Raw genomic sequence first — 15,920 nt, forward strand, 5'->3', positions numbered from 1 at the left:
AATCAAAAACAAATTAAACTCACTCAGGATTTCTCTTGATAAGGAATTTTAAATGGGCTAATAATTCGTTCCAATTTTTCATTACTACAAATATCGTAAATTTTTTTCAAACTAGTGTTAAAACCAAAAACCAACTGAAAACCAAGTGTAATGATTTCTAGTTTCTGGCGACCAAGAATGTTTTATTTCAATAGGACCAACAATTGTTTCCATTCCATAACCAACAGCATACCCTGTATAAGAAGGCTTGCTAAACCAACCTTTTGTGCCTTCGAAAATTCGATCACCGACATTAGCAAAATTAGCTGAAAAATTCACATGATGTTTTTTATAAAATTCGTAATCCGCAACAACAGTAGATTTAACATAACTATCGCCAGAAATACTAAGAAAATTATAGCCTAAGAAAGGTCTCAGATTATTTACGGTTTGAAAACCGTAACCTCCTAAAATAAAATCAAAGAACGACACACTTCTTTCCCCAAATGCAAACCCACCTTCTGTATGAGAGCGCAATGTTATTGTTTTATAAAATGTCTTAGCGATTCCAAAATCAGCTTTAGCCACTGAAAAACGCTCAAATGTATTTGTATGATTAGTAGAATATACAAATGATTTTATCTCACTTGTAAAATACAATCCTTTTCTTGGAAAATATTTCTGATCAAACGAATCATACTTCAGATAACCGTAAAGAGAGAAATACCCACTGTTATCAAAAACTGGTTCTGTATTCTCTATTGTTTCCGATTGTATTTTCAGATGCTTATATTCTATTCCAGCCCCGATCGACATTTTTTGAGCAAAAACTGTTTGAAAATAAGCTTGATTACTCACATCTAAAAAATCAATATTTACAGAATTTACACCCAATACTCCGAATAGATCACCACTGCCAAAATCCGTTGATACGTTTTTATTGAATGAAATCAATTTAGAATTAAACCCAAAACTCCAATAGAAGCCATTATCAATATAATAATCAAAATTGTAGCGTGTATTATCACCTAAAACTACATCGAGCGATAGCACATCATTTTTAGCAACGACTTTTTTCTTCGTAAAATTTAATAAAACGCCACTTTTATATAAATCATCATAATGCAAACCAAACTTTAAATAAGTCTTAATTTTATTTTCGCGCAATTCAAGGATTAATTTCTCACCATCGCCTAACTTCTCAAAGGAATAATTAAGGAAACTAAAATTTTGAGTAGCATTTAAATTTAAAATTCCTTTCTGAAATTGCTGAAATGAAATTTTACTATTTTTTTTGAATTTTAATTTTCCAATAATATAAGCTCGTGTATAATTGTCTAATTTATTGAAAGCAATTTCTTTTACATAAATAGAATCTTGATCTTTTATATACGGTTGTTTTATTTTCCCTTTTTGAGCTAACGGAAGTAAATCATCAATAAAAGTTTGTGCTTTTTCCTCTCCTTTTTTTATTATTCCTTGTCCTTTTTGAAAATCAACTACAGAAAAGCCTTTTATTTCAGGCTTGATATAAATAGAAGTCTCTATTCGTTTACCTTCCATCTTTTCAAGCATAGTGAAATTATTGATTTGGGCTAAAACAGAAGTAACATTTTTTAATTCGTCTCTCGTTTTTAAATCGTCTTGCACGTCGACACCAATAATAAAATCAATATTTCTGCTTTTTAATTCTTCAATAGGGTAATTATCAATAACACCGCCATCAATCAAAATACGACCATCAATAACCACGGGACTATACAACGTAGGAAGTGCACCACTTGCAAGCATAGCCTGAGCCAAAACACCTTTATTTAGCACCACTTTTTCACCCGTTTCTACATCCGTTGCAATACACAAAAAAGGAATAGGTAGTTTTGAAAAATCTCTTACATTACTTACGTGATGCGTTAATTTAGATAACAAGTTAAAATTATACAAGCCTTTTGACAAGCCCGAAGGCAAGCCCAATTTAAAATTATTAAACGGCAATGAAAGTGCGTAGATTTCGTCATTACGCTTCTCGTAAAATGTCTTAGATTCTCGAGGCGTATAATCTTGAAGCAACGCGTCAACGTCTATTCTTGAAAAAATGGAATCTAATTGATGTGCATTATATCCCGAAGCATATAAACCACCAATAATTGCACCCATGCTAGTACCGGCAACGTAATCAATTTTAATCCCTAATGAATCTATTACTTTTAGTACTCCTATGTGCGCCAGACCTTTAGCCCCACCGCCACTTAAAACAAGACCCACTTTTGGGCGTTGCTTTTCTTGTCCATAACTAGTTTGGATTAAAAATAGTAAGCACACAAACATGAATAGATTTTTCATTATTTTTTTTCAGGCGGATTTACTTTGTAAAAGTCGGTAATTTTTTTGGCTTTTGAAACTCCTACGACTTCAGCAATTGCCCGTTCATCGGCGATTTGTAACCGTTTAACGCTTTTAAAATGTTTCATTAGTGCAATCATTGTTTTCTCACCAATTCCTGGAATACTTTCTAAACTATTTGTCAGCGCAGCCTTACTTCTTTTATCGCGATGGTGCGTAATTCCAAAACGATGCGCTTCGTTTCGCAAAAACTGAATAATCTTTAAAGTCTCGGATTTTTTATCCAAATAGAGAGGCGCTGAATCACCTGGAAAAAACAGTTCTTCCAGACGTTCTGCAATACTAATAATCGCTATTTTTCCGCGTAAGCCTAAATCATCTAAACTTTTTAAGGCCGAAGACAATTGTCCTTTTCCTCCGTCGATAATAATCAATTGTGGCAAAGATTGCTGTTCGTCTAACATTCGCTTATATCTTCTATAAACAACTTCTTCCATTGAAGCGAAATCATTTGGACCTTCAACGCTTTTTATATTAAAATGGCGATAATCTCTCTTGCTGGGTTTTCCATCTTTAAAAACAACACAAGCAGCAACGGGATTAGTTCCTTGAATGTTAGAGTTGTCAAAACACTCAATATGTCTAGGTTCTACAGAAAGACGCAAATCTTTTTTCATTTGCGAAATAATACGGTTAGTATGGCGCTCTGGATCTACAATTTGAATTTGCTTCAATTGATCCATTCTATAAAACTTCGCATTTCTATGAGAAAGCTCTAAAATTTGCTTTTTATCCCCTAATTGAGGTACCGTTATTTTGATGTTTTCACCCAATTCTATTGGAAAAGGAACCACGACTTCTCTGGCATTTAAGTGGAAACGTTCGCGCAGTTCAACAACAGCTAATTCCAATAATTCTTCGTCCGTTTCATCTAATTTTTTCTTTAATTCTAACGTATGAGAACGCACAATTGCTCCGTGAGAAATCTGTAAGAAATTAACATAAGCCATCGCTTCGTCAGAAACAATTGAAAAAACATCTAAATTCGTGATTTTCGGATTTAAGATGGTGGAGCGTGATTGATAATTTTCTAAAACCTGAATCTTCTCTTTGATTTTCTGCGCTTCTTCAAACTTCATTTCGGAAGCCAAATCATTCATTAGTTTTTTGAAATCCTTCAAACTTTCTTTGAAATTTCCTTTTAAAATATGACGAATTTTATCAATTTGACTTTGATAATTTTCTAAGGTTTCAAATCCCTCACAAGGTCCTTTGCAATTCCCAATATGATATTCCAGACACACTTTAAATTTACCCGAATCTACATTTGCTTTGGACAAATCATAAGTACAAGTTCGTAACGGATATAACTCTTTGATTAAATCCAAAATCGTATGCACAGTTTTAAAACTTGTATAAGGTCCAAAATATTCAGAACCGTCTTTTATCATTTTTCGAGTTGAAAAAACGCGTGAAAAACGTTCGTTCTTAATACAAATCCATGGGTACGTTTTATCATCGCGAAGCAAAACATTATAACGCGGTTGCAGTTTTTTAATCAGATTGTTTTCTAATAACAAAGCATCGGTTTCCGTAGGAACAACAATATGCTTTACAGAAACAATTTTCTTTACTAATACTGAAGTTTTGTAATTATCGTGATTTTTTGTAAAGTACGATTGAACGCGCTTTTTTAGATTTTTTGCTTTTCCAACGTATAGTATTTTCCCTTCCTTATCATAATATTGATAAACACCCGGACTATCGGGTAATGTCTGAATTTGAAGTTCTAATGGTGTTTGCATTTGTATTGGAAAATGAAGAAAGAACAAAGATAATAGATTTGTTTTTGAATTCTTGAAGTTTTAACCACAAAGGCACGAAGCCCACAAAAGTTGTAGCTACTTTGAACAACATTGTGCCACTGATTTAACCTGAAAGCAGAAGAATATTATAGAATTCTAAAATTTCTCTAATCTGTGTTGCTAAACTATTTTTTGTTTTTGTAATTTTAACACATTAAGAAAGAAAAAAATGAAGGTTCCAAAACCCCTTGTTATCCTAAAAGAAACAATTTTAGCTGGTGAAAGCAAAACCCTTAATATGGAAATTGCGAAATTACACACCATGACTAAATTGAAAATTCCAGTTATAATTGAACGTTCTAAGCTAGAAGGTCCAACTATTTTATTTACCGCCTGTTTGCATGGCGACGAAATTAATGGAACTGAAATTGTGCGTCAGTTGATTATTCAGGATATCAACAAACCGAAACGAGGAACAATAATCTGCATTCCAATTGTGAATATCTTCGGATTTATCAATAAAACCCGTGAATTTCCGGATGGCAGAGATTTAAACAGGGTTTTTCCAGGAAGCAAAACTGGTTCTTTAGCGAGTCGGTTCGCTTTTAACTTGGTTACCGAAATTTTACCACATGTTGATTATGCAATTGATTTTCATGCAGGTGGCGCCAGTAGATTTAATGCACCACAAGTTCGAATTGTCCCTGACAACTTAGAATTAAAGCAACTTTCAGATGTATTCAATGCGCCTTTTACATTGTTTTCAAGAAATATCGCAGGTTCTTTCAGAAATTCATGCGATCGATTAGGCGTAAAAATGTTACTTTTCGAAGGAGGAAAGTCACTAGACTTAGACAACGAAATTACACACGAAGCGGTTGAAGGCACAAAGCGTGTTCTAAGTCACTTCGACATGTTAAATCACGAACTGCTTAGTGGCAGTAATGTTTCTTCCACATATTACATAGAAAAATCTAATTGGTTGCGCGCGAAATATTCAGGAATGTTCCATGGCTTAGTTAAGATTGGTTCCTTTGTGAAAAAAGGAGAATTTTTAGCCACAATCTCTGATCCTTATGGAAAAGTGGAACACAACGTAAAAGCACCTCATGCTGGTTATTTAATCAATGTAAATGATGCGCCATTTGTATATGAAGGCGATGCAATCTATCATATTTCAGACAATCCAAAACCTAAAACCTAACATTTATCATGTTTTAGTCCAATAACTTATAGTAATTTCGCTAAAATTTATAAGTATGCAATTCTGGAAGAAACTATCACAAGAAGAACGTAAAGAACGAATTCAATCGGCTTTAAACGAAAATGTAAACTTTTCAAAAGACGCTTCATTGGGTTATCCCGCATCAAAACTAGATGGTCGCGTATTCTATGACGATGCTCCATTTTTAAAAGACGCACCTACTTTACAAACTTATGTAGCGAATCCAAATAATATCGGTTGTCATACTTATGGCACTTCCGAAAAAGCATTTTCTGGAACACAAGAAATTGAGCGTGAAGTCTTAAATGCGCTTGCAATCGATATATTCAAAGCGAAAGAAAATGAATTTGATGGCTACATTGCACCCGGAGGAACAGAAGCGAATATTCAGGCTATTTGGGTTTTCAGAAACGAATTTCTACATAATTACAATGCTAAATTAGAGGAAATTGTAATTTTAACTTCAGAAGACACTCATTATTCTATACCTAAAGCATCAAATTTATTACAAATTGATTGGTTGAAAATTCCTGTTGGATTTGAAAATCGTGAAATTGACACCGTTGCTTTAGACCAAATTATAAAAAAGGCGCTTTCGGACGGAAAAAAATATTTTATCGCCATTTCGAATATGGGAACGACAATGTTTGGTTCTGTTGACAATCCGGACGACTACACTTCTACCTTGGAGCAAAACAACGCAACATATCGATTGCATGTTGATGCCGCCTATGGTGGGTTTGTATATCCTTTTAGCAATCAAAACTCTACTATAAACTTCGACAACCCAAAAATAAGTTCTATTACTATTGACGCGCATAAAATGCTTCAAGCACCTTATGGAACTGGTATTTTCGTTTGCCGCAAAGGTCTTATTGAAAACGTACTGACAAAAGAAGCTGCCTATGTTGAAGGAATGGACTTAACACTTTGTGGTAGCCGTTCTGGAGCAAATGCTGTTGCTGTTTGGATGATTTTATTTACTTATGGTGCCAATGGTTGGTTTGAAAAAGTAAGTATTTTACAAATGCGAACGCAATATTTGTGCACTGAATTAGATAAGTTAGATATTAAGTACTTCCGTGAACCATTTATGAATATAGTAACTATTCATGCGGAATGCATTCCTGCAGCAATTGCTGAAAAATACGATTTGGTACCACAACAACACAATGAAAATAACAGATGGTATAAAATTGTACTAATGGACCATGTGGAGGTAGAACATTTAACTAAATTCATTAATGAACTCAAACTAGTTAGCTCATTCTAAGTAAATTAACAAAAAAATTCAATTAAAGACAAAAACATCATTTTTATCTCTTTAGATGCTAAAAATTATGATGTGTTTTTGTAAATTTGCAAACTTAAATTATTTGATATGAAAAAGATTTTAATCGTACTTTTAGTACTTGTATTTAATTTCTCACATTCGCAAGATGAAAGAGAGTTCGATGGCGTAAAAATAAAAACATCAATTAGAGTTCAGGACGGTGATTCTAAAACTAAACTATACTTAAACGGAGCTGGTATTCGTGAAAAAATGTGGATTAACTTATATGTTCAGGCATTATATCTTACAGAAAGCTCAGATGATGCTCAAAAAATATTAGCTTCTGACGAAACTATTGCTACAAGACTTCATGTTACTTCTTCTCTTGTAACGAAAAAGAAACTGATCCAAGCTATGGAAGATGGAATTGAAAAATCATATAAAGGAGACATGGTTTTAATCAGAGAGCGTCTAGACACTTTTTTATCGTTTTTTGAAGTGACGGTTGCAAAAGATGGCTACGTAGATATGGTTTATTCTGCTAAGACAGAAAAAACAGCCGTTTACGTTAACAATAAATTTGTGGGAGAAGTTCCTGGTAAAGATTTCAGAACAGCTCTTTTTGGCATTTGGCTAGAAGACAAATGTGTTGATAAAACACTTAGAAAAAGACTCTTAGGAATGTAGATAAAAATAAAAACCAGAATTATGTTCTGGTTTTTTTATGCCTTTTGTTTTATACTACAATAGAAAATAGCTTATTTTTTACTAAATTTATAGACCAATAAACACTGCTGTAAATGGACAAGAAAGAATTACGCAAAAAATATAAAACATTACGACAAGCTCTTTCCGACAAGGAAATTGAAGATAAAAGTTTAGCAATCGCAAACCAATTAGTCCGCATGAATATTTGGGACAAATTATATTATCACTTGTTTCTGACTATTGAAGAACAGAAAGAAATTGATACTGAATTTATTCTTCAAGTTTTAGCAGGAAAAGATAAAGAAATCGTTATATCAAAGTGCGAATTTTCGAACTTGAGTATGATTCATTATTTACTAACGGATAATACCAAAATAAAGAAAAATAGTTATAATGTTCCTGAGCCGATTGATGGACTGGAAGTTCCCGACACCAAAATTGATGTGGTTTTCGTACCGCTTTTAGCATATGACAAAGCGGGGAATCGTGTAGGATACGGAAAGGGCTTCTACGATAATTTCTTAAGCAAGTGCAAGCCGGAAACCATCAAAATTGGACTGTCATTCTTTGCTCCCGAAGAAATTATTTACGGGATTTCAGAAAATGATGTGAAATTGGATTATTGCGTTACTCCTACAGAAGTAATTAAATTTTAATTAGTTTTGAATTAGAACTTCTTCCTTTTCTTCTACAACGAAAGCTCTTTTGTTAAATACAATTAAAATTCCGACACCTGTTGAAATAGCGACATCAGCGACGTTAAAAATAGCATTAAAGAAGGTAAAGTGCTTTCCGCCCCAGATAGGCAACCAAGACGGCAGAAAACCTTCCCACATAGGAAAGTAGAACATGTCAACAACTTCACCATGAAACCAAGTCCCGTAAGGATTTTCAGAAAATGCAGTAGCTACTTGATGGTAACTGTCATTAAACACAACTCCATAAAAAACGGAATCAATAATATTTCCTAAAGCACCGGTGAAAATCAAAGCTATAGCTACAATTAAATAATTTGAGCTATTTTTTCTTACAGAATCCCATAACCACCATGCGATACCGCCTACAGCAACAATTCTGAATAAAGTTAAAATTAATTTCCCATACTCACCAGGGATTTCTGCTCCCCAAGCCATTCCTTCATTTTCAATAAAATGAATCCGAAACCAATCAAAAACCTTAACTTCTTCATTAATAAAGAAATTAGTTTTTACATATATTTTTGATATTTGATCAATTAGCAAGATGCTAATAACTAACAAATAGGCTTTCTTTAACGACATTGACAATTAATTTCTGCAAAAATAGCAATTTATCCAACAATTTACGCCCTAAACTGGCCGTTTATGAAATTTTGTAAAAACATTAACTTTATACATCTATTTCAATTATAATCTGATGCAAATTTATTGATTTATAATTAGCTGTAAACACGTTTCAAAATAAAATAAATCCTTAGACTAATTTAATAAAAGGAACTAAAAAGAATTAACGCAACGTATAAAAATATTTCTTTATATTTTTATAATTAAATATGGAAAAATAAAACATACTAATTAAAATAGCTATCCAACAATAGAGTATTTTCACCCGTGTAATGTCATAAATTACATAATATAATAAAACAGTAACCAGCGTACCTATTAAAATTGTTAAGCCAAGTGTTAAAATTAGAATATTTAGTTGACTTCTAAAAAGTGATATTTTAAATTTTCTTAAATAGCCTGTTAGTACCAAAAGAAAAACCTGACTATACATAACTATAGCAAATAATACGAGCAACATTTTATCCTGCATAGTATTGATTTGCTCTTCGTAACCAAAGAAAAGATCAAAATTGAATTCCATCATATGCCTTTTGATTTTCTGAAATAGGAAATAATGTTTTACTAGAATAACCCAACGTTTTCGCAACTATCAAATTCGGAAATTCTTGTATTCCAATGTTGTACAAATTAATACTATCATTAAAAAACTCTCTTCTATCTGCAATTTTATCTTCCAAAACCGAAACCCTTTTTTGTAGTTCTACAAAATTATTATTTGAAGATAAGACTGGATAGTTTTCTGAAACAGCAAATAAAGATTTGATAGCTTTAGAAAACTCAATGGAATTATTGATTTTTTCATCCATAGAACTAGCATTTAAAAAATCGGTTCTGAGTTTAGTCAAATCCGTTAGTAGTGTGGTTTCGTGTTCTAGAAAACGTTGAGCAACTTTGACAATATTTGGAATTTCTTCGGCACGTTGCATCAAAATTACATCGATATTACCAAAAGCTTTTTCATAGTTATTCTTAAGGTTTACTAATTTATTAAAAATCCCTATTAAATAATTTCCGAAAATTAACGCTAATAACGAGCCTACGATTAATACTATATTTGAAGTTGACATAATAAATTAATTTAGTAAAATGAATAATATAAGTAAAGTGGTGATAAATAAAGTTATTAAAAACGAATTCAGCAAAGGAATACCTTTGTTATAATTCTCTATACTATATGGGTTGGCAATTATAAAAACATTCTTTCCTTCTTTCTGAATGATTGTTTTTCCTTCATCAGAACTAGCATATCCCATTAACATCATGTAATCATCCTGAAGCAAATAACCTTCGGAATGACGTATCGTTCCACCTTCATATCGATCTGCTTCTTTGTCATAAAATTCCAAGTCAGCCCCTATTACTTTTACAAAACCGGTTTCATCTAAAATATTGAAATCACCAATATTTTGTTCGAAATGAATAGTATGATAAGTTGTACGACCGTCCTTATCTGGCTTACTTTCTTTTTCAATCCTATAAAAATAACCAATGCAAGATTTACTAAAATAGGGTGAAACTAATGGTTCTATTTGTTCTAAATCACCAACTATTTCAACCATTCCCATAGCCACTGAATTCGCTTTGGAAGAAGGCAATATTGCTTGCATTTTTAAAAACTTCGAATTTTCGCTAGGGAAAAATATCCTTTTGATTATTATAACCACCGGAATTATCAAAAATAATAATTTCCACAAACCATACTCCATGATGTAATAAAAGGAAGAAAAAAACAGAATCATTGCACCAATCCCTAGTATCTTAAAGTACCAAGGTTTCTCTTTGATAACGACAGAATTAGTCCTACCCATATTTAAAAGTTTATCGAAATATTTGGAAATTCTCTTCTTAATCGAACTTTACTAGCTACACTTATGGGATTGTTTCTCAAATATAAATCTTGTAATTTATATAATTGCTTAATTTCAAGAGGAATATCAGTGATATTATTTTGACTAAGTTCTAAGTACTGAAGATTTGGCATTCTTAATACTTCCATTGGAAATTCGGTTAAATTACTCGCTTTTAAATCTAATCTTGTAACAATCTCCGGCTTTTTAAGCGCCTTATTTAAAGCATAGAAAGTACTAGCACCTTTCGGACCTTTTTCTATTAAAGGAAGCGATAACAAAATAAAAGTCAATACAGATGTAAAGAAAACACAAAGAAATCCAGCCCACAATTGAAAATCTGGTTCTTGGTTTGTAAAGATAATCTTGTAAACATAATAAAACATTCCAAAATACAAAATACAAAAAAGAACGAGGACAATTGTAAACAAAAAATATTTTAGAATCGTTAAAATAACACTCCAAAAGCTTTTTGTTTTATTACTAATTTTAGCGACTAAGTAAAATCCTATGAGTAAAATCCATGCAGAAGCAATTCCTATTTTAACTGGTTGTGAACCACTTTCATAAAAACTTATAGAAAATAGAACAGGAAACATTAGGATAAAAAACAGAATAACGGAAGTAATTCCCACAGACAAGCATCCCGGTTTTTTATCTGTATCCCTTTTTAGCCAATTATACGAAAGATAAAAAGAGAGCAGTAATAAACCGAAAACCGCATATCCAGTAAGTGTTATCGATAAAGGAAATATCATTTTAAAATTACAAAAAAACACCTAATAAATTAGGTGTTTTTTGTTTTAACGTTGCATATTCTTAGCTTCGATACTCATAGTAGCATGAGGCACTACTCTTAATCTATCTTTGCTAATTAATTTGCCTGTAACTTTGCAAAGCCCGTAGGTTTTGTTTTCGATACGAACTAAAGCATTTCTTAGATCTCTCATAAACTTTTCTTGACGAATTGCTAGTTGCGAATTCGCTTCTTTGCTCATAGTTTCGCTACCTTCTTCAAATGCTTTAAACGTTGGAGATGTATCATCTGTTCCGTTGTTTAAATCATTCATATATGCGCTTTTGATAAGCTCTAAATCGTTTTTTGCTTTTTCTAATTTTGCATTAATTAATGCTCTGAATTCAGCTAAATCTGCATCTGAATATCTTAATTGTTCTTCTATCATAATTCCCTTATTTTGAAATTAATATACTTGTTTTTATATCATCAAACTCAATTTCCGTACCATTATCTATACTTTCTTCAAAAAGCAATGTTTCAGTTAATGTTTCGGATTTAATATACGACAAATTAGCGGCAACTGCAACTTCTAATTGCTCGTTTTTCGTCATCTTAACTACAATTTTATCGGTAACTTCAAAACCAGAATCTTTTCTTATGTTTTGGATACGATTCACCAATTCTCTTGCAATACCTTCTTTTTTCAACTCTTCCGAGATTGTAATATCTAACGCAACAGTAATTCCATTAGAGTTTGCTACTAACCACCCTTCGATATCTTGAGAAGATATTTCAACATCTTCTAGTGTTAAAGATATACTTTTTTCTGACAATTCAATAGCAAGACTTCCATTCTGCTCTAATTCAGCAATTTGCTCTTGCGTAAAACCCTGTATCTCTTTGGCTATCAACCCCATATCCTTTCCAAAACGAGGACCAAGTGCTTTAAAGTTAGGCTTAATTTGCTTCACCAAAATACCCGAAGCATCGTCTAAAAGTTGTATTTCTTTAACGTTAACCTCAGCCATAATTAGATCAGAAACAGCCTCTATTTCAGCACGTTGATTCGCGTCAAGCACAGGAATCATTACCTTTTGTAACGGCTGACGTACTTTTATCATCTCCTTTTTACGAAGCGATAAAACTAGCGATGAAACTGTTTGCGCTTTCATCATTCTGCTTTCTAGCGATTTATCAACAAAGTTTTCAACCGAAACCGGGAATTCTGACAAGTGAATACTATCAAAATTCTCTTTATTTGTGGCGTTATTTAAATCTTTGTACAATCTGTCCATAAAGAACGGAGCAACCGGAGCAGAAAGCTTGGCAACAGTAACTAAACATGTATAAAGCGTTTGATAAGCTGCTATTTTATCTGTTCCATATTCGCCTTTCCAGAATCTTCTTCTGCACAAACGAACATACCAGTTACTTAAATTTTCTTGTACGAATTCCGAAATAGCACGACTCGCTCTCGTTGGTTCGTAATCGGCATAAGCTTCATCAACAAATTTGATTAACGAATGCAATTCAGATAAAATCCAACGGTCGATTTCTGGTCGTTCATTTAACGGAATTTCCGCTTCAGCATACGTAAATCCATCAATATTTGCATATAAAGAGAAGAACGAATACGTATTATATAAAGTTCCGAAGAATTTTCTTCTTACCTCAGCAACTCCTTCAATATCAAATTTTAAGTTGTCCCAAGGGTTCGCATTAGAAATCATATACCAACGTGTTGCATCTGGACCATATTCTGCCAAAGTAGTAAATGGATCAACTGCGTTTCCTAGACGTTTAGACATTTTTTGTCCGTCTTTATCTAAAACTAATCCGTTTGAAACTACATTTTTGTAGGCTACTTTATCAAAAACTAAAGTTGCGATGGCGTGTAATGTATAAAACCAGCCACGCGTTTGATCAACTCCTTCTGCAATAAAATCAGCTGGAAAGTCTTCATTTCCGTCAATTTTTTCTTTGTTTTCGAAAGGATAATGCCATTGTGCATAAGGCATCGAACCCGAATCAAACCAAACATCAATTAGATCTGATTCACGTTTCATTGGTTTTCCTGTCGGCGAAACTAAAACAATTGCATCGACAACATTCTTATGTAAATCAACCAAATCGTAATTTGATTCTGCCATATTTCCTATTTCGAAACCTTTAAAAGGATTTTCTTCTTGGAAACCAGCTGCGACTGATTTTTCTATTTCATTGTATAATTCTTCTATCGAACCTACTAATATTTCTTCTGTTCCTTCCTCATTTCTCCAAATTGGCAATGGAATTCCCCAATATCTTGAACGCGAAAGATTCCAGTCGTTGGCGTTTTTCAACCAATTTCCAAAACGACCTTCACCTGTTGATTTTGGCTTCCAGTTGATGGTTTCGTTCAAATCGAACATTCTATCTTTAATTTCAGTTACTTTAATGAACCAAGAATCTAATGGATAATATAAAATCGGCTTGTCTGTTCTCCAACAATGTGGATAACTGTGCACGTATTTTTCAACTTTAAAGGCTTTATTTTCTTCTTTTAACTGAATAGCAATTTCAACATCCGCAGAACGTTCTGGTGCTTCTCCGTCGTTGTAATATTCGTTTTTAACGTATTTTCCTGAATAATCGCCTAAACCTTGAATAAATCGTCCTTGTAAATCTACTAAAGGAACTAAATTATCATTCGCATCTAAAACTAACATCGGTGGCACTTCGGGCGTAGCTTCTTTAGCTACTTTTGCATCATCTGCTCCAAATGTTGGTGCGGTGTGAACAATTCCAGTTCCATCTTCCGTAGTAACGAAATCGCCAGAAATTATTCTGAAAGCATTTTCCGCATTTTCACTTGGCAACGCTAATTTCATTAATTGTTCGTAACGAATTCCAAATAAATCAGCACCTTTGAATTCTTTTACAACTTGAAAAGGAATTTTTTTGTCACCTTCTTTGAAATTCTCAAAATCCGATGGTTCAGTGCTTTCAAAAAATCCTTTAGTAAATTGTTTTCCAACTAAATTTTTAGCTAAAATTACTTTTGTTGGACGAAATGTATATTGATTAAACGTGTCAACCAAAACATAATCGATTTTTGGTCCAACTGTTAAAGCTGTGTTTGAAGGCAAAGTCCAAGGAGTTGTCGTCCAAGCTAAAATATGAATGTCTCCAAATCCAGTTAAGAATTCAGGTAAAGATTCATTTATTGCTTTAAATTGAGCTACAACAGTTGTGTCTGTAACATCTCTATAACTTCCTGGTTGATTTACTTCGTGCGAAGACAAACCTGTTCCTGCTTTTGGAGAATACGGTTGAATTGTGTAGCCTTTGTATAACAAACCTTTGTTGTAAATCTGTTTTAGCAACCACCAAACGGTTTCCATATATTTCGACTTATACGTCACATACGGATCTTCCATATCTACCCAATAGCCCATTTTTTCAGTTAAATCATTCCACACATCGGTGTAACGCATCACTGTTTTTTTACAAGCTTCGTTATATTCGGTCACGGAAATAGTTTTTCCGATATCTTCTTTAGTAATACCTAATTCTTTCTCAGTTCCTAATTCTACAGGTAAACCGTGTGTATCCCAACCCGCTTTACGCTTCACTTGGAATCCTTTTTGAGTTTTGTAACGACAAAAAATATCTTTAATTGCACGCGCCATTACGTGGTGAATCCCAGGCAAACCATTCGCAGATGGTGGTCCTTCAAAAAAAACGTAATGCGTAGCTCCTTCACGCGAAGTTACCGATTGTTCAAATATTTTATTTTTTTTCCAGAAATCAAGTACTTCTGATGCAACTGTTGGCAAGTCAAGTCCTTTGTATTCAGTAAATTTTGTGTTCATTTTGTCGCTTTCTTAAATCAATGTGCGAAAGTACTAAATAGTTTTCAGTTTTCAGTTTTCAGTTTTCAGTTTTTGTAGTTGTTTTGAAAAGAAACCGCATTTATTTACATTTAAGAAAAAACCTCCTTCAAAACCTCCAACGATTTTGGTTTTTTGAAGCCATCAAGGTGAATGGTATAATAATCTAAAAGAATTTTTAATAATATTTGACGTTCAATTCCAGCGAAAACCTTCTGATTGGCATCAAATTTCAACTCGATTAATTTTTTAAATAAATGAGTTTCGTGCTCGGTTAACGAATTCACACTTTGAAAAGGCGTAAAAAAACCTTCTTTGGTATCAAAAAATGAGAATTCTATTTCTGTGGTATCGGGATAAAATCCCAAATACTTCGTGACTTCAAGCATTAAAATTAAGTGAAAATTTGAAGTTTCTTGATGCGCATCTAACCATAAAAGTGCAGTTTCTAAAAAGGAAAATAAATTCTCGTTTTTTTCTTCTTCTTTAATTGCATGATGCAATATTTCAGACAGAAAAATCACAATTGTACTTTTAAAAATATCGGTATTAATCGAATGGTAACTGTGCGCTAATCGAATTTCCTTAAAATGTTCTAGTGTTCCTTTATTCTTATGATTCGCTTCGATTTCTATCATAGTCAAAGGTTGGAAGTACGCAATTTTTTGATTTGCTTTTTTGTTAGAATAGGCGCTTTGCACGAAATAACTCTTCAGTCCATCTGATTCAGTGAAGCATTTTACAATTAAGCTTTTCTCTTGAAACTTTAAGGAAGAAAGCACGATGGCTTTTGTTTTTACCAACATT

13 protein-coding genes are annotated in these 15,920 nt (G+C 32.9%); 4 read left to right on the forward strand and 9 right to left on the reverse strand.

Annotation, left to right across the window (positions count from 1 at the left end; all coding sequences use genetic code 11):
• Positions 1-117 precede the first annotated feature (117 nt).
• Positions 118-2,319 (reverse strand): patatin-like phospholipase family protein, encoded by a 2,202-nt coding sequence (locus ACFSX9_RS06775; RefSeq protein ID WP_379805961.1) that lies wholly within the window; start codon positions 2,317-2,319, stop codon positions 118-120.
• The gene (uvrC, locus tag ACFSX9_RS06780; RefSeq protein ID WP_379805963.1) at positions 2,319-4,124 is read right to left on the reverse strand and encodes an excinuclease ABC subunit UvrC; all 1,806 of its coding nucleotides are present in this window, start codon (positions 4,122-4,124) and stop codon (positions 2,319-2,321) included. Before uvrC ends, ACFSX9_RS06775 begins: the two co-directional genes overlap by 1 nt.
• 229 nt (positions 4,125-4,353) lie before the next feature.
• Here uvrC and ACFSX9_RS06785 point away from each other — a divergent pair, with 229 nt between their 5' ends.
• The 4 genes from ACFSX9_RS06785 (at position 4,354) to ACFSX9_RS06800 (ending at position 7,986) form a co-directional block, all read left to right on the forward strand.
• Positions 4,354-5,328: a succinylglutamate desuccinylase/aspartoacylase family protein gene (locus ACFSX9_RS06785; RefSeq protein ID WP_379805965.1), complete on the forward strand. Its 975-nt coding sequence runs from the start codon at positions 4,354-4,356 to the stop codon at positions 5,326-5,328.
• 55 nt (positions 5,329-5,383) lie between these two features.
• A complete protein-coding gene (locus tag ACFSX9_RS06790) occupies positions 5,384-6,622 on the forward strand; it encodes an aminotransferase class I/II-fold pyridoxal phosphate-dependent enzyme (RefSeq protein ID WP_379805967.1) in 1,239 nt (412 codons plus the stop codon).
• Positions 6,623-6,730: 108 nt separating this feature from the next.
• Complete coding sequence (locus ACFSX9_RS06795; protein ID WP_379805969.1) at positions 6,731-7,309, forward strand: chalcone isomerase family protein; 579 nt, start codon at positions 6,731-6,733, stop codon at positions 7,307-7,309.
• Positions 7,310-7,422: 113 nt separating this feature from the next.
• Complete coding sequence (locus ACFSX9_RS06800; protein WP_379805971.1) at positions 7,423-7,986, forward strand: 5-formyltetrahydrofolate cyclo-ligase; 564 nt, start codon at positions 7,423-7,425, stop codon at positions 7,984-7,986.
• On the opposite strand, the gene ACFSX9_RS06805 is transcribed toward ACFSX9_RS06800, so the two are convergent.
• From ACFSX9_RS06805 to recO, 7 genes are all read right to left on the reverse strand, one after another.
• The gene (locus ACFSX9_RS06805) at positions 7,987-8,610 is read right to left on the reverse strand and encodes a lipoprotein signal peptidase (RefSeq protein ID WP_379805973.1); all 624 of its coding nucleotides are present in this window, start codon (positions 8,608-8,610) and stop codon (positions 7,987-7,989) included.
• 548 nt (positions 8,611-9,158) lie between these two features.
• Positions 9,159-9,722, reverse strand: coding sequence for a LemA family protein (locus tag ACFSX9_RS06810; protein WP_379805974.1), 564 nt, complete (start codon positions 9,720-9,722; stop codon positions 9,159-9,161).
• A gap of 6 nt (positions 9,723-9,728) precedes the next feature.
• Entirely contained in the window at positions 9,729-10,262 is a 534-nt protein-coding gene (locus tag ACFSX9_RS06815) for a hypothetical protein (RefSeq protein WP_379805976.1), read from the reverse strand.
• Between the two features lie 203 nt (positions 10,263-10,465).
• Entirely contained in the window at positions 10,466-11,260 is a 795-nt protein-coding gene (locus tag ACFSX9_RS06820; RefSeq protein ID WP_379805978.1) for a leucine-rich repeat domain-containing protein, read from the reverse strand.
• Between the two features lie 45 nt (positions 11,261-11,305).
• Positions 11,306-11,686, reverse strand: coding sequence for a TraR/DksA family transcriptional regulator (locus ACFSX9_RS06825; RefSeq protein WP_379805980.1), 381 nt, complete (start codon positions 11,684-11,686; stop codon positions 11,306-11,308).
• Positions 11,687-11,693: 7 nt separating this feature from the next.
• Positions 11,694-15,095 (reverse strand): isoleucine--tRNA ligase, encoded by a 3,402-nt coding sequence (gene ileS, locus ACFSX9_RS06830; protein ID WP_379805982.1) that lies wholly within the window; start codon positions 15,093-15,095, stop codon positions 11,694-11,696.
• Between the two features lie 110 nt (positions 15,096-15,205).
• On the reverse strand, positions 15,206-15,919 hold the full coding sequence (gene recO, locus ACFSX9_RS06835) for a DNA repair protein RecO (protein ID WP_379805984.1): 714 nt from the start codon (positions 15,917-15,919) through the stop codon (positions 15,206-15,208).
• Between the last annotated feature and the right edge of the window lies 1 nt (position 15,920).

It is taken from the genome of Flavobacterium ardleyense (assembly GCF_042686085.1).
GTDB classification, from domain to species: domain Bacteria; phylum Bacteroidota; class Bacteroidia; order Flavobacteriales; family Flavobacteriaceae; genus Flavobacterium; species Flavobacterium ardleyense.